This is a genomic window from Collinsella phocaeensis, assembly GCF_900119895.1.
GTDB classification, from domain to species: Bacteria; Actinomycetota; Coriobacteriia; order Coriobacteriales; family Coriobacteriaceae; genus Collinsella; species Collinsella phocaeensis.
On record NZ_FQLR01000004.1, the window covers coordinates 172,447 to 192,062 of the forward strand.

The following is a 19,616-nucleotide window of genomic DNA, read 5'->3' on the forward strand; positions in this document are numbered from 1 at the left end:
CTCCCCCTAACCGCGCGCTGCGGAGATAAGCGCGCAGATGTTGTCCGCCGCTACGGAGACGCGGCGCACCGCGCGATCGGTGCTGGCAGCGGAGTCCCCGTCTGCCCCGAAGGTATTGAGCGCGCGAGCGCACTGGTTCAAGTTCGACCCGGCGTGCTTCAGATCTGCGAATGCCTTGCGGAGCTCGGCGATGTCGATGTCCAGCGTGGGACGGGCCTCGGCGTCGCCAAGCAATCTCATCCGCGCGAAGGCGGAAATGCTCATGCCCGCCTTGCGCGCACGTGAGCGGATACGGGTGAGCTCGTTCTCGGTGACGCGGACGTAAATCCGCCTACGGCGTCCGATTGCATTGCGGTGCTTGTCGCCTTTTCGGGCGATGCTCGACTTGTCGTTCATGGAAGTAATCCTTACGTCGGTTGTGGCAGAGCCTGTGGCAGGATTTGTGGCAGCAGGTCCGCTCCCACGGACTACCACAGGCTCCCTAGAATTACTTCCCGTTGCCGTCTTACGAGGTAGATACCCCTAATCAACTCTCATGCGTTTGCATGGCCTACGTAGAAAATGCCCCTCATAACCCGGAGGTCGTAGGTTCAAATCCTGCCCCCGCGACCAAAATCCCAGCTCGGAGGCATTTTCCTCCGAGCTTTTTTCTTTAGAAAACACCAAAATGGTCTTTGAAATGGTCTAACTCGCCGGACGCCCCGACGGCGCCTGCGCGGGCTCGGGGCGCACCATCCCCGCGAGCACGGACAGGTCGATGTCCGCCGTGTAATACTGTCTGTTGACCTCGACCGAGTGGCCGAAGTACGCCGAGCGCACCTCGGCCGGCACCCCGCGGTCGCGCCACTCGCTGTTGAGCGTGGCCCTCCATACATGGGACGCCACGTTGCGGAGCAGCGGGATGCCGAGGTCGTCCGCCAGCTCGTCGTACAGGGCGCGCACCGCCTTCTGCGCGTTCGAGCTGTCCCACATCGCGCCGGGGGCAGCGGGGGCGCCGAACACGTAGGGGTCGCCGTCGGCGGGGAGCCTGCGGACGCGCTCCCTGATGCGCTCGGCGACGCGCTCGTCGTCCACGAAGCACATGCGCCCCCGGCGCGTCTTCGAGGCCTCGTCGGTGATCTCGAGCAGGAGCATCCCGTTTGCCTCCGCGACGCACGAGCGCGTCAGCCTCCTGATCTCGACGATGCGGAGTCCGCATGTCGCCTGGGTGAGGGTCGCGTCGATGACCAGGAGGCGCTTCGCCGTCCGCTCTTCGGCAGTGTAGCGCCCGCGGGCGCCCCTGGGCATCGTCGGGTCGATCGAAAGCAGATGGTCGACGACCCTGAGCCGCTGGTCGCGGGTGAGCGCCTGGCCGCCCTTGGGCTTGCTGCCCTTTCGCTGGTCCCCCGTGTAGTCGGGATTGAGCCCGATGGCCTCGTTGACGGAGATGACATGGTCGGACTTCAGCTCGGCGACGACGTACTTTCTGACGACCTTCTGAACCTGCTTCGCCGTCGCGGTGCCGTGCCCGCGCTCTATGCTGAGGAGGGCCTCCTCGAGGGCGTCGGAGGTGGCGGCGTCGGCGATCGGGTAGCGCCGCGCCGCCTCGGCGTACAGCCGCAGGAGCTCGACGTACTTCTTCCTGGTCCGTGGCCTGAGCTTCGAGTCGGGCTTCGCCTCGATGGCGGGGATTGTCTCCTTCAGGACGTAGTCCCGCATGCCGTCGCTGCTTCGCCACAGGCTCGTGCGCGGCCGGCCGTGCGTTGCCAGGAACTCCTCGGTCTTCGCATGGGCCCGCCGCCTGAGCTCCGCCTGCGAGCAGCTGCCTTGAACCGTGAGTTTGGCGGGCCTCTCGCCGTTGAGCGGCCGGACCCGCCATTGAAGGACGTAGCCGCCCTGCGGCCTTTGCCGGCACGAGCACGAGTCGATCGTGCTCTGCCCCGGCTCGAGCGCCATGCTTCTCATCAGGAACCCCTCCTAGCGACGCGGATGCGACGGGGCTCCCGTGCGGCGGCCGGACCGGGCGCCGCGTGATGTGGCCGCCAGACCGGTCGCGCAGTCGACGGTGCGGGAGTCGATCCACGAGATGACGTCCTCGCGGCGGTACCCCACGGGGGAGCGCTTCGCGCCGAGGCGCACGTAGTCGGGTCCCTTGCCCGCCGCGCGCCAGTTCGCGAGCGTGCTCGCGGAGATCCCCAGCATCGCGGCCGCCTCCGCTGAGCTGAGCAGGCGGCAAGGGTCGTCCTGATTCGAGATGGCGTTATCGTGCGTTTTCATTCCTGGCCTCCCCGGCAGCGCGTTCGTGCGCCGGGCAGCGGTTCCATGCGGGCGCCATCCGGGCGCCCCCGCCCCCGGCCGGGGAGGTTGTCGAGAAGCCTTGCTGCCCCCACCGGGCGTCGCTTCCGACGTGGCTCCGACCTCTTTTCTAGAACCCCGGCCGAGCCCGCGATTCTGTCTCACGCGCGAACAGGGCTGGCGCCGATACAATGCGTCAAGGGAGGCCGTAACCTCGGGGTACAGTTGCGCCGGCCCCTGAGCGGGGCTGCGGCTGACCGGTGTGCTTGGAAGGGCCCCGCCGGTCCACGGCAAAACGGAATACCCTCAGCGGGCTTCAAAGTCAAACCGCGGGAGGCTTAGGGGGCCTGTCGTTTTTTCGTTTCGGAAGGCTTCCGGCGGGGCGGGATGAGGCGCATCGGCCCCGTTCGGCCGCCCGTCCACGGCGGGCTTACCGGAGGGCGATTTTTCGCCATCGCCCGACAGGCGTCCATAAAACGAACACAAACTTCGAATATCAGCTGCTAGGGACCGGTGCGCGCGACGTCTCGAGCGGCTGCTGATTCGGTTTTGCAGGGAAAAAATTCCATAACCGCAGGTCAACTCTCTATCAACGATGAAAACCGCGCAAATAGTCAACTGTAAACAGGGCTATACACAAAATAAACACAACATGCATAAATGCGGGTCAGCGTTCGATTCCGCGCCCCGTCTCGGCCCCGCGGCGCGAGGGCCCATGGAAACCTCTGTTCGATGGGGGTACTGTCTGGCGCAACGACGACAAGACGCCCGTCGGCGCACCGACGGGCCCGAGACGGATGGGAGGCGACGGAGATGGACATCGAGGAGAGCAAGGGCTGCGGCTCGCGTTTGCGGACGCGGAGGAGCGGAGGCCGCGCCCCCGAGCTCCCCGGTTGCCCCGTCGCGTTTCAAAACCCCGCTCGCCACATCGGGCCTAATTGTCGCAAGGTGCCTGTCGCTACCGCGTTCGAGGTTTTCTGCGCGCGGGCGGCCCAGGGCTTGTCTTTGGGCCGCCCCGCGGCGATTTTCCCAGCTACTGCCCCATGCCCTGTCCGCCGCCGTGCCGTCGGCGGAACGTCGCCCGAAAACCCTGCCCGCCTGCCGGTCGATCGGCGCGGCAAATGGCGCGTCAATTACGCGACAATTTGTCAAATTGCCGCGCGCCGTCGGCTAATTGCCGCGCCCACAGGGGGTGAGCGGCATGCCTGAGACCCCAGGGGCTCCAGAAAAGGAGGGCTTCGAGCGCTTCATCAAGGAGGCGGACCGGCCTGCGTGCCCGACGTACTTCGTCAAGCTAACCGATAATTTCGTCGCCATGACGATGCTCGAGGACGAGGCCCCGCACCTCGACGTGAGGGGCGGCGGCAGGTCGAACATATTCGGGGAGCTCAGCCGCGCCGACCAGGAGGAGATCATCAGCCAGCCGGGGTTCCCCGCCGACGAGGGGGAGAACATCCGGAAGCACTGGCGCACCTGGGACGAGTACGCCCGCAAGGACGAGGACGGCAAGTTCCACGGGGTGAAGCTCGTTCCGGGCGGCAGGGAGGCGGTAGACCGGTTCGCCGAGGAGTGGCGAGCGAAGCATCCCGGCGGGAAGGCGCGCCGGGCGGGAGGCGCGCGCGGGCGGAGGAAGGGCGGTCGCGGCGGCGACCAGCGGTCGACAATCCTGATGTTCTCCATGCGCCCGCCATCGAAGCTCGAGGACCCCTCGTCCGCCTACATCGGCTGGACGGACGAGGAGAAGGCGGCGGCGGAGGCGGCCCTCGACCCCGCGGGCGGCGACGCCCGTCCGCTCGCGGAGATCTTCTTCTCGAAGGTCGGAGACGGGGACGACTGCGAGGTGGCCGACTGCTACGCGATCAGGCACGACCGCGACATGCATCCCCCCCATCTGGGACTCGGAGACCGAGAAGTACATCCTCGACGCCCCGAAGGACCCGCACCTGCACGTCTACATCCGCTTCAAGGGCAGGGAATCGGGCCTCACCGCCGCAGGCCTCGCGAAGCGGCTGGGGATCCCGGAATCCCAGGTGGAGAAGGGGAAGACCAGGGGCCGCTACGCATGGTCGACGCAGTGCGCCTACGCGATACACGCGCTCGACGGCGACGACAACCCCGAGAAGCACCACTACGAGCCCGAAGACGTCATCACGCTCAAGGGGAAGCCCTACCCGGAGGTTTACTCCGAGAACAGGTTCTCGTGGGAAAGGAAGCGCGCGCAAAACGTCGAGTCATCCGCAGTCGACGAGCAGTCGCTGTCCGCGCTGCGCGCCGGCATCGCCGACGGCACCATCTCCAGGGAGGACATCATGATCAAGGAGGAGTGCTTCCGCGCCTACGCGACCCCGAAGGGGCGCGCCTCGGTCGAGTGCGCGTTCCAGGCGCGAAGCGAGCGCCGCATGTTCCTCGCGGCGCGGGCGCTGAGGAAGGGGGAGTTCACGAAGACCGTCGTCTACGTCCAGGGCGCCGCGGGCACGGGCAAGACGGAGATGGCGCACGGGTGGTGCGATTTCCTGGAGGCCCGCTTCGGCTGGGACACGTACCGCGCGGCGGCGAAGAACGCCCTCGACGACTACGCCGGCGAGGAGGTGATGCTGCTCGACGACGTCCGCGCACAGGCGATGACGGCGGAGGACTGGCTCAAGCTCCTCGACCCGTACCACGCCAGCCCCGCCTCGGCCCGCTACAGGAACAAGGCGAGCATCGCCCCGCGGGCGATCATCATCACCTGCTCGAAGCCGCCGGAGGAGTTCTTCTGCGCCTGCGCGGCGCGCGCGGACGGCGGCAGCGCGAACGAGGCGATGGACCAGTTCTTCCGCCGCCTCCTCTGGCGCCTCCTGGTCTTCGACCCGTCGACGTACGGCTACTACAACATCGAGGCCTCCCATCCGAAGCTCGCGGCGCACCCCGCGAAGGTGAGCCTGGAGATCACCAAGCCGAACGGGGACTTCGAGATCCTCGATTTCGAGAACCTCAACCACACGCTGAACCCGGCCCCCGGCATGCTCTCGCCCTACGCCGCGACGGAAGGGGTCATCCGCGACGTGGCGGTGAAGTCATCCGGCAAGGGCCTCTCGGAGGACGAGGCCAGCGAGCTTTGCGCGGAGGCGGCCCGCTACGTGCACAGGCGCTTCTTGAAGCTCATGGACTCGGGCGCCATCCCGAGCCTGCCCGGCCCGGACGAGGGCTGCGCCCTCGAGCTGCCGGAGGCGACCGCCTCCCGGCCGACCCGCCACGGGCTGCCCGACGGGCCGCCCGTCCCCCGCGCGGCGGAGGGCGACGGAGGGGAGGAGCCATGACCGGGCGCGGGCCGAACCGCGGCACCCGGACAGCGCGGCCGCCACCGGGCCCCGCGGCCCGGACGGCCGCAAGGCGACGACCACGGCGAAGCCGAAAAAAAGAAAGGGCGCACGGACCATGAACAAAAGACTCTCGATGGCGGGCATAGGGCACTTGATACATCCGAGCGACCGGCCCATCGACTGGGATCAGCTGCTCGACTTCCACCGGCTCAAGCGCGAGCGAGGCATCAAGGTGACCGCGGCGTGCGAGCCCTTGAACATTTTCGAACGATTCACGCTCGATTGCCTGATCTACGCGGAGGAGTTCGACGAGCGGACGAGCTGCATGCCGCGTTACCGCTCGACCTCGAGTAACCGAGGAAGATCTGCCGAGTGGTGCATCAAGGCTCTCGTGACCGCCATCCACCTCACGAACGATCCCTACAGGAGGGAAGCGTACAGCGCCAAACTCCGGACGATCAAGAAGCATGCGGACGAGGAATGGGCCTCGAGGACCGCGCGCAAGGCTCTCGATTACGCCGAGCGCGGCGACAAGCTCCTCTTCTATGAGGAGCATTTTGACTGGAGGGAGGCCGAGGCCACACTCGAGGGCTTTCCCCTCGCGCTTCGCATGGCGGGGAGCGAGGGGGAGCGCGAGAAGCTCGTCGAGGCGCGCAGGAGGCTCCGGGCCCTCCTCAACGAGCAGGCTCGCGAGGCCCGGCGCTACAAAGCGCGCATGCGCCGCCCTCGTTAGGAGGCACGGTCCATCAGGCAATCCGGCACGGATGAAAGGGGAAGGAAATGAAATCCACGACCGACTCGCCCAAGAAGCCCGGCGACATCGGGTACGGGCCCGACGGGGGCCTCATCCTCTACGGCTACATGCCCGAGGGCTACATCAGCGCTCCCGAGGAACCGATCCCGCCCGAACACCTCGGCGACGTGTTCGGGCCCTACGGGTTCTACGACGACCCCTACGATCTCTACGGTCCCGACTATATCGACGACCCCGACTATCTCGACGATCCCTACGGTCTCGGCGACCCGCAGCCCGGCGTCGGGGACGTGTCCGAGGGCTTCGGCGAGAACCGCCCCGGTCGTCAGGCCTAGGCGGCCGGCCGCCCCGCCCCTCTCCGGGGGGGGGCGGGGCCCGGTGCCGCGACACCATGAAAGGAGGCCATCGTTATGGCGAAGAAGACCGACGACGAGCTCATCGAGCTCTACGCGAGGAGGCTCTCGGAGGCGCGCAGGCGCAAGGCGGAGGCCGTGCGCCGCGCGGCGGAGCGCCGGGCGCGCGACATCGCGGCCGCGGCCGACCGCATGACGGTCGGCGCGTTCGACCGCCTCTGCCGTGAGGCGCACGCGAGCCCCGACGCCCCACTGGCGGAGGTGCTGCTCGAGGCCCGCGAGGGCCGGGGCGCGGACGGACCCGAGGCTCCCGCCGAGCGCCCTCCGGGACCCGGCCCGGCGTGAGGCCGGCCGGCCCGGGGAGCCCCGCTCCCCGGCCCTCCCCGTCCGCGAGGCGGACGGGCGCGGCGCCCGCCCCGTGCGGGCGGCAGCGTTGCCACGGCAACGCTGCGTACTGCGTTACGTGGCGTGGGCACGCCACGGGGGACCCCCGCGCCGCCGCCCTGTGGCGGCGCGCGCGGGGGAGTTGGCGGACGAGTTATCAAGGAGGACGCCATGAAGACATCTCTTCACAACCAGCGCGGCGCTCTGGGCGCCGCGAGCGGCCGCCGGCCGCAACACAACGACGCCCTGATGTACCTCTGGGGCGTCGAGCGGTTCCATGCCGACGCGCTGCGTCGTGAGCGCCTAGACCGCGCGGCACCCGAGGACGGGCGCCCGGTGGACGACGGGACGCGGGCGGAGAAGGCGGACGAGCTCTAGGGAGGACGCCATGAAGGCATCTCTTCACGCCCAGCGCGGCCCCCGGGGCGGCAAGGGCGGCTACCAGCCGCAGCACAACGACGGCTCGATGTACCTCTGGGACGGAGCGCGGTTCGGTGCCGGCAGGCCGCTCAACTTGCACTGGGACGAGACCATGCCCGAGGGCGAGTGGCTGACGGGCGGCGAGCAGGCCGGGCGGACCGGCGCCGCCGTCGACTCGTTCTACGAGTCGACCCTGCGCGCCGAGTACGCGAGGAAGCTCGCCAGCGCCGGCTGGCGCAAGAACCCGTCCCGCGTCAAGGAGTTCGGCGACTACTGCAACGACGCGCGCCACCGCCTGTTCGAGACGATAATCCAGGTCGGCGACGCGGAGGAGTCGCCCGGGGAGGGCTGCCTCGAGGCCGCCCTCGACGGCGCGCTCGGGCGGATGCGCGAGCTCGGCGCCCGGATCGTCGCCGTCGACGTCCACCTGGACGAGGCGACGCCCCACGCGCACGTCCTCTGGGCGCTCATCGACTCCGAGGGCGAGTTCAACGTCGACCGCACCCTCCGCGAGCACGGCGTCGAGCCCGCCGAGGCGGCCTCGGGCGGCAAGCGCGACGCGAGGCGCGCGACGCGTCTCGCGGCGTTCACCGCGAGCGTGCGCGAGGCGATGGAGGACGCGGCCGACGAGTGGCTCGCCGAGCACGGGATGGAGGCGCTCGACCGCGAGCGCGACCCTCGGCGCAAGGGCGAGACCCTCCCCGAGTACAAGGGGCGCAAGCGCCGCGAGCGCGCGCAGCGCGAGAAGATCGAGCGGATGCGCGAGGATGCGGAGGCCGTGCTCGACGGCGCGATCGAGAAGGCGGACGAGATCGTCCTCAAGGCGTGGGAGGAGGCCTGCGAGATCAAGGCGGGGGCGCTCTCGGACCGGAGGCTGGCGCGGGGGGAGGCCGAGTCCGCCCGGGCCGCCGCCCGCGAGCTCTCCCGGCGGGAGGCGCGGGCGAGCGTCCTGCTCGACGGGTACGAGCCGCCCGCCTTCGCGCACCTCGTGAGGCCCGAGCAGATGCCGCCCGACATGCACGCCCTATGGCTCTACCTCTACGGGCCGAGGCTCGAGGGCTACGAGCCCGACGACTCCGAGGTCCCCGACCGCTACTGCACCTGCGTCCTGCCGGGCTCCGACGCCCCGGCCGTCGACCCCGACGCCGTCGAGGACGACTTCGACGGGCTGCTCGACGGGCTCTACGGCGACCGCGACGCCTGCGCGAAGGCCTGCGGGGAGGAGGGCGTCTGGCTCTTCGACGCCATCCCGGAGGACTACGAGCTGGGCGAGTGGTTCCTCGACGAGGAGGGCCGCGTGGACCCGGACGTCTGGGGCGACGCCCTCGACAGCTACGCCTCGGACGCGATGGACGCGATCGGCGTCCCGCTCCGCCTCGGGCTCGACCCCGAGCTCCCGCACCCCGGCCTCGCCGAGCGGGAGGCCGCCGTCGAGTCCCGCGAGCGGGAGGTCGCCGAGCGCGACCGCGCGGCCGCCGAGGAGGAGGCGCGTGCCCGCGACGCCCGCGAGCGCGCCGAGGCCGAGCTCCGGGAGGCGGAGCGCCTCCGGGCGCTGGCGGGCAGCGCCTGCGACGTCCTCCGGCGGGGCCTCATCTTTCTCGCCGACCGCTTCGGGCGCGACCGGCTCACCGGCGGGCAGAACGAGGTCGGGCGCGTGCTGTCCGGGCTCGTGAGGAGGATGGGCACGCGGGAGTTCGAGGGCGCCTCCCGCGAGTTCGAGGAGCTGGTGTTCCCGCCTCGCGCGCCCTCGGCGCCCGCCCCCTCGGCCCCGTGCGCCGAGCCGCAGGACTCGCCGGAGCTCTAGGGCGCCCGTTTTGGCCCCTCACGCCGCACTGGCGGCCCGCCGACCCGGGGCGCCTGCGGGCGCACCCGCGCACCCCCCGGGCGCGCCGCCGGCGGGGCGTGAGGGCCCTTAAAACGGAAACGGCAGCTCAGGGCACCCGAAATGCGGTGCAGCGCCGCCGGCGCCGACCGGGGCCCGCCCCGCCGAGGCGCAAAACCCCGGGTCAAACGCGTGTTCGCGAATGTCGCCGGGCCGACCCCTCCGGCGGGGGGACAATGTCAGCGAGAAAGCCAGCGAGGGAGACGAAGGGAGGTGACAAAGATGCGCAAATACGATTTGGAGACGGTCGCCGACAAGTACCCGCGCCTGGCGTACGCGCTCAGCACGGCGAGCCGCGACCGGCTGGCGGAGCTCTGCATGGACCTCATCACCTACATCGGGCAACCGGCGCCCGAGCTCATCGTCAGCTTCATCCTGGAGTGCTACCTCAGCGAGGACTCCCTGGCGGAACGCCTCGAGCGGCAGGAGAAGCGTTGCGCGAGGCTCTTGGAGGAGAACGAGCGGCTCAGCGATCAGCCGGGCGGCGAGTGCGCCTAGCGGGCTGGGGGCGGGGCCGCTTCGTACCGGTCCCGCCCCCAGCATCGGGCCTCGAGCTTGTGAGCCGAAGACTCCCCTGGGCGATACGCCCGACGAACGCGCCGGCTTTTGGCTCGCGGCACGGACAGCATCGCGCCTGATAAAAAATGGAGCGGGCCCCGCGCTGCGGGACGCGCCGACGCGCGCAAGAAAAAGCGGGGCCGATAATCGACCCCGCCTATTCCGCTCAGCCCGCGCCCCTACTCGGGGGCGGTATAGGCGTAGATGCTGCGGGCGGGCGTGCCGTCCTCCCAGCACAGAGCGGAGGCGACCGGCTCGCCATTTTGATAGAACTCGATGAAGGGGAGGTACTTCCCCTCCGCCTCCCACAGGAACGGGCCGTCCACGGAGTACGTGATGGACGGGTCGTCGGGCACGCTGAGCCCGGAGCGAGCCTTGGCGACGAAGGCCTCGTCGACGGACGGTGCGCCGGAATCCTCCGCCTCGGCGGTCTTGAGCGCGATGGTCGCAAGGTCGGGGTCGGTCACGCCGTTGACGATGGTGACGAAGTCGTCCCCTTCGAAGCGGCCGTCCGTGGCGAAGAAGGGCGCGCCGACGCCGAAGAGGTACACCGCAGTCCCGTCCGGCGCGGGACCGACGTCCGTGCTGTACTGCTCCAGCCGGGGGCCGCCCACGATCACGGTGTCGCCGCCAACGTTGCCGTCCGCACCGACGTTCGCGCCGGTCACATGGAAGCGGTACTCGACGGCCCCGTCGTCCGCCTCCGTCGGGCCCTCGACGAACCACGTGTTCGGGCCGCCGTCCTCGCTGTAGGTCCAGCCGTCGGGCACGTCCACGTAGAACCATTCGGTCTCGTAGTCGTGCTCGGCGACGGGCTCGGCCTCCTCTTTCGGAGCCGCCTCCTGCCTGGCCGCCGATCCCTCCGCCGGCCCCGATCCCTGCGAGCCGCTCCCCGCGGCGCCCGGCGCGCACCCGGCGAGCCCCAGTACCGCGACGAGCCCGAGCGCCGCCGCCCTCCTGCTCCCTGTCATGATTTGCTCCTTTCTGCCCTTGTCGACAAAAAAGGGGCCGACGATAGAGCGTCGGCCCCGCGCCCCGTCCCTCAGCCGGCAACGGCCGGGGCGAGCGGATTCTCGGCATACCGCCGCGCACGGCGGCATCGTCGTTCGCCGCGACCACGTCGTGCTGGGGCGTGGCGGCTAGACGTCCTTCTCCACGAGGACGTATATCGCCTCGGCTCGCGGCGCCTCGCTTCTTGCCCCGACCTCCGATACGAGGTCGACGGTGGCCCCCGGCTTCACGTACTCCGCGTAGACGTCGGCGTAGCTGAACGACGTCCACAAGTCGTCGCTCCCCATTTTCAGAAGGGCTCCGCCCGGGCCGCCGTTCCCGTCCTCCGCGCGCAGGAAGACCTCGGCTTTGCGCCACCTGTCCTCGGTGTTGTTCGTGATAGTCCCGCTCAGCTTCCCGTCCGGCGCGATGTCGATGGTGAGGTCGCACTCCTCCGGGGTGAGGATGTCGTAGTTCTGCTCGAGCTGCTCCCAGCCGCCGGTCTCAATCTCGATGTCGCTTGCATCCTCGAGGCCGAACTTCTGCTCGTCACCGTTTTCGGGCGTGTAGGAAGCCACCGTGCCGTCCCCTTTCTCGGCGAGCAGCACGACCTCGTTCTCGCCCGGCATCAGGTAGGCGATGGTCCCGTTCGTGCCGTAACCTGGCGACCAGCAGGAGAGCTTCATCTCGAGTTGCGTCTTGTCCTTGTCGCCGTACTCGTCGACGATCTCGAAATCGCCCGTCGCCGTGATCTCGACGTTCCGCGCGATTTCGTCGGTGTTGTTGGTGACGGTGAGCTTCACGCAGCGGCCGAGGCCCTCCTCGTCGTCGGCCTTGATCCCGCTCACCTCGAGGTCCTCGTACGCTTCCTCCTCGACGCCCGATTCGGCCTGCTTGGTGACATGGGGGTCCTCCTTGGGTGCCGCGAGCGCGCGGATGCACATGAAGCCGCCCACCGCGACGAGCGCGATGGCGACTGCCGCGATGAGCGGCCTCTTCGATCGCTTTTTCTTCATGGGAGCGGGTGCGAGACTGGGCTCCGATGAATCGTCCGGCGTGGATTCCACGTTGACGGTCGACTCCTTCTCGGTGAGGGGCGAGCCGCAAGACGGGCAGAACGAGGAGCCTTCCGGGGCCTTCTTTCCGCATTTGGGACAGAACATACTGCCTCCTTTCAAGTTGGTAAGGGGCCCGGCGCATGGGCGGGCCCCTCGGAATCGGATGTCTTTACAGTTGGTTCCTGCGACGGAAGTGCGCGCCCGCGCCCATCGCGGCCATGCCCGCGAGCACGACGCCCGCGATCATGGCGCCCGCCGCGTCGCCCGTCTGCGGCAGGTCGTCGCCGGACTGCGCGGCCTTGGCCGTGGCCTCGGGCGCGGCCACGTCGTAGCCGGCCTGTGTCATGCCGCCCTGCTCCGTGCCCTGCTCGGGCTTGCCGGGCGTGACCTCGGGCTGCTCGGGCTTCTTTTCGGGCAGCAGCGCCACGAGCTCGTCGTAGGCGGCCTGCGCGTCGGCGAGCGCCGCCTTCTTCTCGGCGAGCTCGGCTGCGGTGGCGTCCTTGTCCTTGAGCGCGGCCTCGTAGGCGGCCTTCGCCTCCGCGAGGCGGTCGGCGGCCATCTCGGCGAGCACGGCCTTCTCCTCGTAGGCGAGGTGCGCCGCATCGAGCGCGGCCTTCACGTCCGCGTCGTCGGAGGTGCCGCCGTTCAGGACGGCGTCCTTCACCGCGTCGGCGTCCGGCAGCGCGGCAGCCCACGCGTCGGCCTTGGCCTGGGCTTGCGGAAGCGCGGCCTCGGCGGCCTGCTTGATGCCCGTCTGCTCCTCGATGTCGGCCATGATGGCGTCCACGAGGGCGTCGACCTCGGCCTTGGCCGCCGCGGCCTCATCGGCCGTGTTCTTTGCCGCGTCGCGGTCGCGCTCGAGCTGGGCGACCTGCTGCCTCTTGGCCTCGAGTGCGGCCTCGGCGTCGTTCAACGCCTCGGTCTGCTCCGTGGTGGGGCCGGCGGCCTCTGCTGCGGCCTTCTTCTGGTCGTAGTCGGCCTCGGCGGCCTCGATCTGGGTGTTCAGGGCCTCGATCTGGGTGTTGAGGTCGTCCACGAGCGCGTTCGCCTTGTCGTAGGCGTCGTCCGCCTCGGCCGCATTGGCCTGGGCGGCATCGAGCGCCGTGGCGGCGTCGGTGAGGCTCTTGTAGGAGGCCTTCGTCTCCTCGAGCTCGCGCGCGGCGGTCTCGGAGGCGTCGCGCAGGCCCTCGAGCTGGCCCTGGGCCTGGGTAAGCTGGCCCTCGAGCTCGGACTTCCGGCCGTTGAGCTCCTCGACCTTCTGGTTCACCTCGGAGGTGACGTTGGTCAGGTTCTCCTGGGCGTCGGACTTGGCCTGCTTGGCCGCGTTCAGCTCCTGCTCGGCCTTGTCGTAGGCGGCTTGCAGGCCGTCCTCGGTCGGGCGCGCGCCGATGGCGGCAAGGTTGTCGTTCGCCTGCGTAAGAGTCTCATTGGCAGACGTGACGCCGTTCTGGGCATCAGCCACCTCGCCCTCGGCCGCGGCCTTCTGCTGCTCGAGCTCGGCGAGCTTGGCCTGGAGCTTCTGAAGCGTCTCGTCGGACGCCCCGCCGTTCTCGGCGGTTTCTTGGATGGCCTCGTCGATGAGCGCGAGGATGTCCTCGGGGTAGAACTCGAACTCACCCTTGAACAGCAGGTCGGTGAGTTTGCTATAGCCACCTTCGGTTATTCCTGGCCAGCCGGCATAGATCTGGTTGTCGGTGTCGTACACCTGACCGTAGGTGCTGCCGTACCGGTTGCCACCGGGCACGGTGTTGATGGCCGCGCCGGTCATGCGGTAATCGGGGTTCATGAGGTTCAGGTAGTGACCGACCTTGGAGTAGGTGTCATTGTCGACTTCGGATTGGTGCTGCATGTAGACCGACCAGGCGGTGGCGTCGGTGGTCGTCCAGCCCTTCTCGGCGCAGAACTTCTCCCAGATGGATTTCTCGGAGTACCAGCTGTCGACGGCACCCTTGCCGTTGGCATGGCCCCAGGCGAGGTTCTCCGCGATGCCGAAACCGTATGGGTTTTCAACGTAGCCGTCGGGAGTCTTCTCGGCCATGTGATTTTGGACGTGGTCGATGTGAGATGCCGACCAGTTGGCCTGGAGCATCGAGGCGGCCATGAGGTTGATCGAGATCTGGATGGGCTTGAGGCCCGCGGCCTCGCGCAGCTCGTTCGTGTGCTGGATGATCTCGAGCGACGCCTTGACGTTGTCGAGGTCGGTCGCATCGCCCTCCTTGCCCACATGGGTGTAGTCGGAGAGCAGCGTGCCGTCATCGAGCTCGTAGTCGTAGAAAGGACCGCCCGTGCCGGTGAGGAGGTGATAGGCGTCGGCCAGATAGCCACGTTCGATATCGACGGGCTTCCCGCTGCTGGTGGTGAACTTGGCGTTGTACCACTCGAGGAAGTCGACGAAGTCATCCATCATGGCCTCGGTGCCCTGGTCGATGCCCCCGGTGATCTCGTCGATCTGCTTCTGGACGCCGTCGATCTGGCTCTTGAGGTCGGCGACCTTCTGTTGCGCCTCGGTGAGCGTCTGCTTGGCGGCCTCGACGCCCTGCTTGGCCGTCTCGACGGCCTCCTGGAGGGGCTTGGCCTTCTCGTCCCACTGGCGCTGGGCCTCGGCGAGGTCCTCGAGCGCAGCCGCGGCGATATCGAACGCCTCCTGCTTCTGGTTCACGAGGCCGTTCGCGGCATCGAGCGCGTCCTGCGCCTCGGCCACCTTGGCCTGCTCGGACGCGATCTGGGCGTCGATGCCCTCGATCTGGCCGGGGAGCGTGGCGATCTTGTTCTCGGCCTCGGCGAGCGCGGCCGCGGCGGCGTCGGCGGCCTGCTGCTTCTCTTGGATCGCCGATGCGGCCTCGGCCTCGGCTTGCGTGCCGGCGCCGGCGACGGCCGTATCGTAGGCCGTCTGGGCTGCGCTCAGCTTCTCGTTGGCGGCGTCGAGCGCGGCCTTGGCGCTCGCGATGGCCCCCTCGTCCTCGCCGTCCTTGACGGCGTCGTAGGCGGCCTGGGCGTTCGCCTGCTCGCCGGTCGCGGCCTCGAGCGCGGCCTTCTCGTCGGCGACGAGCTCGCCCTTGATGGCCTCGACGGTGGCGGCGTAGTTCGCCTTCGCGCTCGCGAGCGCCTCGTCGGCCTGTGTCTTCGCGGCCTGCTTGCCCGCGAGATCGCTCTGGGCTGCTGCCAGCTCGCCCTGCTTGGAGGCCAGCTTGGCGTTGAGCTGATCGAGCGCGGCCTTCGCCTCGTCGGCGGCCTGCTGCTTGGCCTGCTGGTCCGCGACGGCCTCGTCGTAGGCCTTCTTCGCCTCGTCGTAGGCGGCCTGCTCGTCGGCGGTCGGGTTCTCGCCGAGCGCGTCGAGGGCCGCTTGCGCCTCCTTCAGCGCCTCGTTGGCCTCATCGAGCGCGGTCTGCGCTTGCGTCTGGTTCTTCTCGGCCGCTACCTTGTCGGTCTCGAGGCCCTCGAGCGCGGCGCTCGCATCTGAGGACTGGCGGTTCAGGTCCTCGACCTTCTGCTGGGCGGCGGCGAGCTCGGCGTTGAGCGCCTCGATCTGGCGCTCGAGCTCGGCGACCTTCGCGGCGTCGGCCTGGCTCGCGGCGGCAGAGGCGCCGTCGTAGGACTGCTTCGCGTTCGCGACGACCGTTGCCTGCTGGGCGTCGGCGCCCTCGGCGCGGGCGGCGTCGGCCTTTGCCGCATCAAGGGCCTTCGCGGCCTCATCGATCGCGGCCTTGAGCTCCTCTGCCGTCATGCGGCCCTCGCCCTTGATGATGCGCTGGGCGGCGCTACTGAAGCTCGTGTCGACGGTGACGCGCTCGATCGCGGGCGCCTCAGCCGCCACCGCCTGCGAGATGGGCGCGAGCGCGCTCGGCGCCACCATCGCGACGGTCAGCGCGCCTACGAGGGCGCGGCTCCCCAGCTTGTTCATATCGACTCCTCTCTGCGCCTTGGGCGCCATGTGTCTCGGTTGGTACTTTCCCATCCGGCTTTCTCTCCCTCGCTTGTGGTTCGCTATAGCGAACCTAATAGTACATGGTTAATGATAGCGAACCGGTGGACTGTTTCAAGCGGTTACGCTCGGGAAATGGAAAAGAAGGAGCGCCGCCTGAGGCTCGGCAGGAACATCAAGGCGAGGCGCATCGAGGCCGGACACTCGATGCGCCAGTTCGCCGCTATGGTTGGGACCTCGCACAACTATCTATGGGAGATCGAGACCGGTCGCGTGAGCGTCGGCTTCGACATCTTGTGCGTCATCGCGGACTCCCTTGGCGTGAGGGTGCGCGACCTCGTCGACTTCTAACCCGCCTCGTCCTCGAGCTCGAGCGCGATCTTCGCCGCGTTCGCGATCCCGGCGACATACCCCCGCACCCATGCGGGGTCGCTCGAGTCGTCCGAGGCGACCGCCGCCAGCTCCTCGAGGAGCGCCCGGGCGAGGCGCTTTCCCGCTTCCGCTTCCATCACAGCTCTCCCTTCTCGTCGGCCTCGGTGTAGAAGGCCACCTCGGGCTCGAACGCCGGGTCGCCGTAGGCCGCCTCGATCTCCTCCGGGGACATCGCCGCGACCTCGGCCGCCGACCACCGCCCGTTGTCCGCGAGCATCCACGCCTTCTCGTGCCATGCCGGGCGTCCGCCCCAGACCTCGCGCCAGTCGTCCTCGGAGACGTACTCGCCGAGGTCGTCGATCCGGTAGACGCCCTCGAACGGCTCGAAGGCCCGCCGCACGCGCGCCCTCAGCTCGCCCGTCACCGCCAGGATGCCGTCCATGGTGTCGCGGCCTATGGGCCCCGCCTTCCCGTCTTCCAGCACAGCTGTCGGCCTCCTCCCTAGATCGCGCGGACCGGCACCCTGCGCACCGTCGGCGTGAGCAGGTAGTTGTTGATGTTGCCCGACCAGCCGGCGTCGTCGGCCCCGTACATCGCCACGTAGGGCACGCCCGAAGTGTCGAGCCCGTTCACGACGCGGCCGTCGCCGACGCCGGCCACCGGGTACGCCTCGAAGCGCCCGTCGACCCGCCGCATGAACACCTCGTCGCCCGGGACGACCCCGGAGGCGGGCACCTCCTCGGCGTCGAGGTAGGCCCCGAGCCTCTGGTCCTCGGGCTGGGCGGCGTCGATGTCGCGCAGCATCTCGGCGCGGGGGTACACGTCCTGCTCCTCCTCGGGGCGGACCTCCCGCATCCCCGCCGGCTCCCAGCCGGGGCCGTACTCCGTCGTCAGGCGGCGGGCGATGCGCCACCCCTCGATGACGTAGATGCCGTTGTCGCCGGGGTCCATGCGCGCGTCGCCCTCGTAGCGCGAGATGCCCACGGAGAGCCCCTCGGCGCCCATGTAGTTGCAGATGACCTGGCAGAGCCTCGCCCAGCCGTAGGTGTCGCTGTCCGGTGCGCGGAAGCCCCTCAGCTCGCAGTACTCGAGGAACGCCCCGACGGAGTCCCTGCCCCCGTTCCAGTGCAGGTAGACGCCCAGGTCTCGCTTCTTGGTTGTGATGATCGCTCGGTTTCCCATCAGGCAGCCCCCTCCGCCTCGTCGTCGAACCAGACTCCCGCCCTGCGCGAGACCGCCGCCGTCGAGGCGCCGGTGAACTCGACCGTGACCGCGTCCGCGCTCACGGTGTGGGGCGGGGTGCGGAACTCCGCGCAGAAGAGGCGGGCGAGGGCCCGCGCCCTCCCCTCGGCCCGGGCCTCGGCGAGCCCGTCGCCGCGCTCCTCCTCGACCGCCGCGACGGTCCACGGCGTCGAGGCGCCCCTGACGATGATGGCGGCGCCCAGCGCCCCGGTCGCGGCCGGGCGGTACGCCCTCGGGCTCACGTCGAGTCCTCCCATGGCGAGCGCCGTCGCGGCGACCTGCTCCGCCGCCGTCGCCGCGCGCAGCGTGATCGCCCTTGCTCCCCTCCGCATGATCTTCTCCCTCCGTCGGATCGCGGGGCTTCCGCCCCCTGTCGGGAGGGTGTCCGTGAGCGCGGCGGGGCGCAGCGCTCAGATGATGAAGGCTGCAGGATTAAGGCGACGCAAGCTCATTGGTTCCAGGCTAACCGATCAAAAGTGTCTAATTTTAGTTAGACATCTCCCTTCGTCGGATCACGGGACCTCCGCCCGGGGCCAGAGCGGAGGCGCAGCCCATGGGAACGGGCCAGCATGATGAAAATATGTATACTGTTTTCATCAACGAGAGGGGGCGGATTATCAACGGAAGCAGGAAGGGTTGGAGAGGGCCAGGGAAACTGACCCTTGCAGAGTTTCGATGGCATTCGGATGGCGACGGGGTCGAAAGAATGGTCTCCAAAATGGTCTAACTCGCCATGATTTTCAGTGATCCAGCGTGATACGGCGTGAGACTAGTTTGATGAATCTCAGCAGGTAAACAGCGGTGTTAAGCGTGATACCTCGGGATACTTAATTATGTTCTGCATTGCCCGGAGGTCGTAGGTTCAAATCCTGCCCCCGCGACCAAGAATGTGCAGCTCGGGAGCCGAAAGGCTCCCGAGCTTTTTTGTTACCGTTCCTCGACCCATGCGGGTGATTCGCGGCTTTGGTCGGCCGCTGTTGGCCTCATGAGGCATGTGCGCCCCCGGATCGCTGCCTGCGTTCGACGCGTGCTCCCACGAGGCGCTATGCTCAATCCTGCGGAATGAGGCTCTCCGCTCGGGGCGTACTCCCCGAAAACCGCCCTGTTGGCTGATGGCTTCTGCTTGTGTGGACCCACGTCTTCGGGAGGCCATCCATGTCGTCTGCGCGCACCGCGGCTTTGGGCCGCTTCATTTCCAGCCTGATCGTCCCGTGCGCCATCGCCCTGCCGATGGGCGTCGCCGTCGGCGCCGTCGATGCGCTGTTCGGTAGGACGCTGCTGCCGGCACTGCTGGGCGCGAGCGCGACGTCGGGCGCACTGGGTCTCGAGAAGTTCGCGGTGGCGTTTTCCCTTCCGGGCGCGATCGACGCTGCGCTGCTGGCGAGTACGCTCGGGCTCGGTGCCGTGTTCGGGCTGGTGGGCGCGGGGTTCGCATGGCTGCTTGCCCGTGCCAAGGCGTGGTCTGCATCGATGTTCATGAGCCCGTTCTCGCGCGTCGCCGCGATGGGGTCCGCTGTCGCCGTCGCGACCCTGCTGTTGTTCGGAGGCAGGTACGCGGGGCTGGGCACGAACCTGATCTCCGCTGGGGTCGCGGGGGAGGGCGTCTTGCCGCTCGACTGGCTCGCCAAGCTGCTGCTCGCCGTGGCGACGTTGGTCGCGGGCTACCAGGGCGGCGAGGTCACCCCGCTGTTCTCCATCGGCGCGAGCCTGGGGTGCGTCCTTGCCGTCCCCTTTGGGATCGATGCGGCCCTTGCCGCCGCCCTGGGCTATGCGGCGGTGTTCGGCGGAGCGACCAACGCGCTGCTCGCGCCGGCGCTCGTCGGGGCCGAGGTGTTCGGCTACGAAGCGCTTCGGCTGTTCTCCATCGCATGCGCCGTGGCGTGCGCGGTCAATTTCAATCAGACGATCTACTCGGGTCAGCAGCGATAGCTCCAGGTGTGCGCCCGGGTATCGGGACCTCGGCCTCTGGCGCCTCCGTGTTATCCGATTGCGGCCCCGCTCGCCGGCCGGCCTCCCGACACGCAGGGGTCCCATACCGGCGATGCCGTCCCCGCGTTGCCGCCCGCCGAGACCCGTCTCGCCGCAGGCAGAATCTCCGTTGCAGC

19 protein-coding genes and 1 riboswitch are annotated in these 19,616 nt (G+C 68.9%); of the genes, 9 read left to right on the forward strand and 10 right to left on the reverse strand.

Features of this window, described 5'->3' with window-relative positions; translation table 11 throughout:
• Positions 1 to 6 precede the first annotated feature (6 nt).
• The 3 genes from BQ7355_RS02875 to BQ7355_RS02885 form a co-directional block, all read right to left on the reverse strand.
• Complete coding sequence (locus BQ7355_RS02875; protein WP_072414850.1) at positions 7 to 396, reverse strand: plasmid mobilization protein; 390 nt, start codon at positions 394 to 396, stop codon at positions 7 to 9.
• Positions 397 to 684: 288 nt separating this feature from the next.
• Positions 685 to 1,944, reverse strand: a complete 1,260-nt coding sequence (locus BQ7355_RS02880; protein WP_072414851.1) for a site-specific integrase — start codon at positions 1,942 to 1,944, stop codon at positions 685 to 687.
• Positions 1,945 to 1,956: 12 nt separating this feature from the next.
• Positions 1,957 to 2,256, reverse strand: a complete 300-nt coding sequence (locus BQ7355_RS02885; RefSeq protein WP_072414852.1) for a helix-turn-helix transcriptional regulator — start codon at positions 2,254 to 2,256, stop codon at positions 1,957 to 1,959.
• A 2,048-nt stretch (positions 2,257 to 4,304) separates the two neighbouring features.
• On the opposite strand from BQ7355_RS02885, the gene BQ7355_RS02895 reads away from it, so the two are divergent.
• The 7 genes from BQ7355_RS02895 to BQ7355_RS02925 all read left to right on the forward strand — a co-directional run bounded on the left by BQ7355_RS02895 (position 4,305) and on the right by BQ7355_RS02925 (position 9,867).
• Positions 4,305 to 5,573: a P-loop NTPase family protein gene (locus BQ7355_RS02895; protein ID WP_072414854.1), complete on the forward strand. Its 1,269-nt coding sequence runs from the start codon at positions 4,305 to 4,307 to the stop codon at positions 5,571 to 5,573.
• A gap of 118 nt (positions 5,574 to 5,691) precedes the next feature.
• The gene (locus BQ7355_RS02900; RefSeq protein WP_143761697.1) at positions 5,692 to 6,309 is read left to right on the forward strand and encodes a hypothetical protein; all 618 of its coding nucleotides are present in this window, start codon (positions 5,692 to 5,694) and stop codon (positions 6,307 to 6,309) included.
• 47 nt (positions 6,310 to 6,356) lie between these two features.
• The gene (locus tag BQ7355_RS02905) at positions 6,357 to 6,665 is read left to right on the forward strand and encodes a hypothetical protein (RefSeq protein ID WP_072414856.1); all 309 of its coding nucleotides are present in this window, start codon (positions 6,357 to 6,359) and stop codon (positions 6,663 to 6,665) included.
• Positions 6,666 to 6,740: 75 nt separating this feature from the next.
• Positions 6,741 to 7,028 (forward strand): hypothetical protein, encoded by a 288-nt coding sequence (locus tag BQ7355_RS02910; RefSeq protein WP_072414857.1) that lies wholly within the window; start codon positions 6,741 to 6,743, stop codon positions 7,026 to 7,028.
• 210 nt (positions 7,029 to 7,238) lie between these two features.
• The gene (locus BQ7355_RS02915) at positions 7,239 to 7,445 is read left to right on the forward strand and encodes a hypothetical protein (protein WP_072414858.1); all 207 of its coding nucleotides are present in this window, start codon (positions 7,239 to 7,241) and stop codon (positions 7,443 to 7,445) included.
• Between the two features lie 10 nt (positions 7,446 to 7,455).
• A complete protein-coding gene (locus BQ7355_RS02920; protein WP_072414859.1) occupies positions 7,456 to 9,291 on the forward strand; it encodes a hypothetical protein in 1,836 nt (611 codons plus the stop codon).
• Positions 9,292 to 9,591: 300 nt separating this feature from the next.
• Positions 9,592 to 9,867 (forward strand): hypothetical protein, encoded by a 276-nt coding sequence (locus tag BQ7355_RS02925; RefSeq protein WP_072414860.1) that lies wholly within the window; start codon positions 9,592 to 9,594, stop codon positions 9,865 to 9,867.
• 239 nt (positions 9,868 to 10,106) lie between these two features.
• On the opposite strand, the gene BQ7355_RS02930 is transcribed toward BQ7355_RS02925, so the two are convergent.
• From BQ7355_RS02930 to BQ7355_RS02940, 3 genes are all read right to left on the reverse strand, one after another.
• Positions 10,107 to 10,898: a hypothetical protein gene (locus BQ7355_RS02930; protein ID WP_072414861.1), complete on the reverse strand. Its 792-nt coding sequence runs from the start codon at positions 10,896 to 10,898 to the stop codon at positions 10,107 to 10,109.
• 168 nt (positions 10,899 to 11,066) lie between these two features.
• Positions 11,067 to 12,080, reverse strand: a complete 1,014-nt coding sequence (locus tag BQ7355_RS02935) for a zinc-ribbon domain-containing protein (protein ID WP_072414862.1) — start codon at positions 12,078 to 12,080, stop codon at positions 11,067 to 11,069.
• Positions 12,081 to 12,144: 64 nt separating this feature from the next.
• Positions 12,145 to 15,876 (reverse strand): CAP domain-containing protein, encoded by a 3,732-nt coding sequence (locus BQ7355_RS02940; protein WP_072414863.1) that lies wholly within the window; start codon positions 15,874 to 15,876, stop codon positions 12,145 to 12,147.
• Positions 15,877 to 16,032: 156 nt separating this feature from the next.
• Here BQ7355_RS02940 and BQ7355_RS02945 point away from each other — a divergent pair, with 156 nt between their 5' ends.
• Positions 16,033 to 16,248, forward strand: coding sequence for a helix-turn-helix domain-containing protein (locus BQ7355_RS02945; protein ID WP_006721946.1), 216 nt, complete (start codon positions 16,033 to 16,035; stop codon positions 16,246 to 16,248).
• On the opposite strand, the gene BQ7355_RS09145 is transcribed toward BQ7355_RS02945, so the two are convergent.
• Genes BQ7355_RS09145 through BQ7355_RS02960 form a run of 4 tightly spaced genes read right to left on the reverse strand, consistent with a single transcriptional unit; the run spans position 16,245 to position 17,843 of the window.
• Positions 16,245 to 16,409, reverse strand: coding sequence for a hypothetical protein (locus BQ7355_RS09145; RefSeq protein ID WP_156777694.1), 165 nt, complete (start codon positions 16,407 to 16,409; stop codon positions 16,245 to 16,247). The genes BQ7355_RS02945 and BQ7355_RS09145 overlap by 4 nt on opposite strands.
• Positions 16,406 to 16,753 (reverse strand): hypothetical protein, encoded by a 348-nt coding sequence (locus BQ7355_RS02950; RefSeq protein WP_083581508.1) that lies wholly within the window; start codon positions 16,751 to 16,753, stop codon positions 16,406 to 16,408. The genes BQ7355_RS09145 and BQ7355_RS02950 overlap by 4 nt, the downstream gene beginning before the upstream one ends.
• 17 nt (positions 16,754 to 16,770) lie before the next feature.
• On the reverse strand, positions 16,771 to 17,451 hold the full coding sequence (locus BQ7355_RS02955) for a hypothetical protein (RefSeq protein WP_072414864.1): 681 nt from the start codon (positions 17,449 to 17,451) through the stop codon (positions 16,771 to 16,773).
• Positions 17,451 to 17,843 carry a hypothetical protein gene (locus BQ7355_RS02960; protein ID WP_072414865.1) on the reverse strand — a complete coding sequence of 131 codons (393 nt, stop codon included), beginning with the start codon at positions 17,841 to 17,843 and terminating at the stop codon, positions 17,451 to 17,453. The genes BQ7355_RS02955 and BQ7355_RS02960 overlap by 1 nt, the downstream gene beginning before the upstream one ends.
• Positions 17,844 to 18,560: 717 nt before the next feature.
• A riboswitch (Fluoride riboswitch) is annotated at positions 18,561 to 18,640 on the forward strand.
• 26 nt (positions 18,641 to 18,666) lie between these two features.
• Here BQ7355_RS02960 and BQ7355_RS02965 point away from each other — a divergent pair.
• Positions 18,667 to 19,440 (forward strand): chloride channel protein, encoded by a 774-nt coding sequence (locus tag BQ7355_RS02965; RefSeq protein ID WP_072414866.1) that lies wholly within the window; start codon positions 18,667 to 18,669, stop codon positions 19,438 to 19,440.
• Positions 19,441 to 19,616: the final 176 nt, after the last annotated feature.

What these genes read in the sequence shown, in the direction of transcription:
- BQ7355_RS02875 (WP_072414850.1), bottom strand. Translation starts at nt 396, where the DNA reads ATGAACGACAAGTCGAGCATCGCCCGAAAAGGCGACAAGCACCGCAAT.
- BQ7355_RS02930 (WP_072414861.1), bottom strand. Translation starts at nt 10,898, where the DNA reads ATGACAGGGAGCAGGAGGGCGGCGGCGCTCGGGCTCGTCGCGGTACTG.
- BQ7355_RS02945 (WP_006721946.1), top strand. Translation starts at nt 16,033, where the DNA reads ATGGAAAAGAAGGAGCGCCGCCTGAGGCTCGGCAGGAACATCAAGGCG.
- BQ7355_RS02885 (WP_072414852.1), bottom strand. Translation starts at nt 2,256, where the DNA reads ATGAAAACGCACGATAACGCCATCTCGAATCAGGACGACCCTTGCCGC.
- BQ7355_RS02955 (WP_072414864.1), bottom strand. Translation starts at nt 17,451, where the DNA reads ATGGGAAACCGAGCGATCATCACAACCAAGAAGCGAGACCTGGGCGTC.
- BQ7355_RS02905 (WP_072414856.1), top strand. Translation starts at nt 6,357, where the DNA reads ATGAAATCCACGACCGACTCGCCCAAGAAGCCCGGCGACATCGGGTAC.
- BQ7355_RS02915 (WP_072414858.1), top strand. Translation starts at nt 7,239, where the DNA reads ATGAAGACATCTCTTCACAACCAGCGCGGCGCTCTGGGCGCCGCGAGC.
- BQ7355_RS02920 (WP_072414859.1), top strand. Translation starts at nt 7,456, where the DNA reads ATGAAGGCATCTCTTCACGCCCAGCGCGGCCCCCGGGGCGGCAAGGGC.
- BQ7355_RS02965 (WP_072414866.1), top strand. Translation starts at nt 18,667, where the DNA reads ATGTCGTCTGCGCGCACCGCGGCTTTGGGCCGCTTCATTTCCAGCCTG.
- BQ7355_RS02880 (WP_072414851.1), bottom strand. Translation starts at nt 1,944, where the DNA reads ATGAGAAGCATGGCGCTCGAGCCGGGGCAGAGCACGATCGACTCGTGC.
- BQ7355_RS02910 (WP_072414857.1), top strand. Translation starts at nt 6,741, where the DNA reads ATGGCGAAGAAGACCGACGACGAGCTCATCGAGCTCTACGCGAGGAGG.
- BQ7355_RS02925 (WP_072414860.1), top strand. Translation starts at nt 9,592, where the DNA reads ATGCGCAAATACGATTTGGAGACGGTCGCCGACAAGTACCCGCGCCTG.
- BQ7355_RS02960 (WP_072414865.1), bottom strand. Translation starts at nt 17,843, where the DNA reads ATGCGGAGGGGAGCAAGGGCGATCACGCTGCGCGCGGCGACGGCGGCG.
- BQ7355_RS02940 (WP_072414863.1), bottom strand. Translation starts at nt 15,876, where the DNA reads ATGAACAAGCTGGGGAGCCGCGCCCTCGTAGGCGCGCTGACCGTCGCG.
- BQ7355_RS02900 (WP_143761697.1), top strand. Translation starts at nt 5,692, where the DNA reads ATGAACAAAAGACTCTCGATGGCGGGCATAGGGCACTTGATACATCCG.
- BQ7355_RS02935 (WP_072414862.1), bottom strand. Translation starts at nt 12,080, where the DNA reads ATGTTCTGTCCCAAATGCGGAAAGAAGGCCCCGGAAGGCTCCTCGTTC.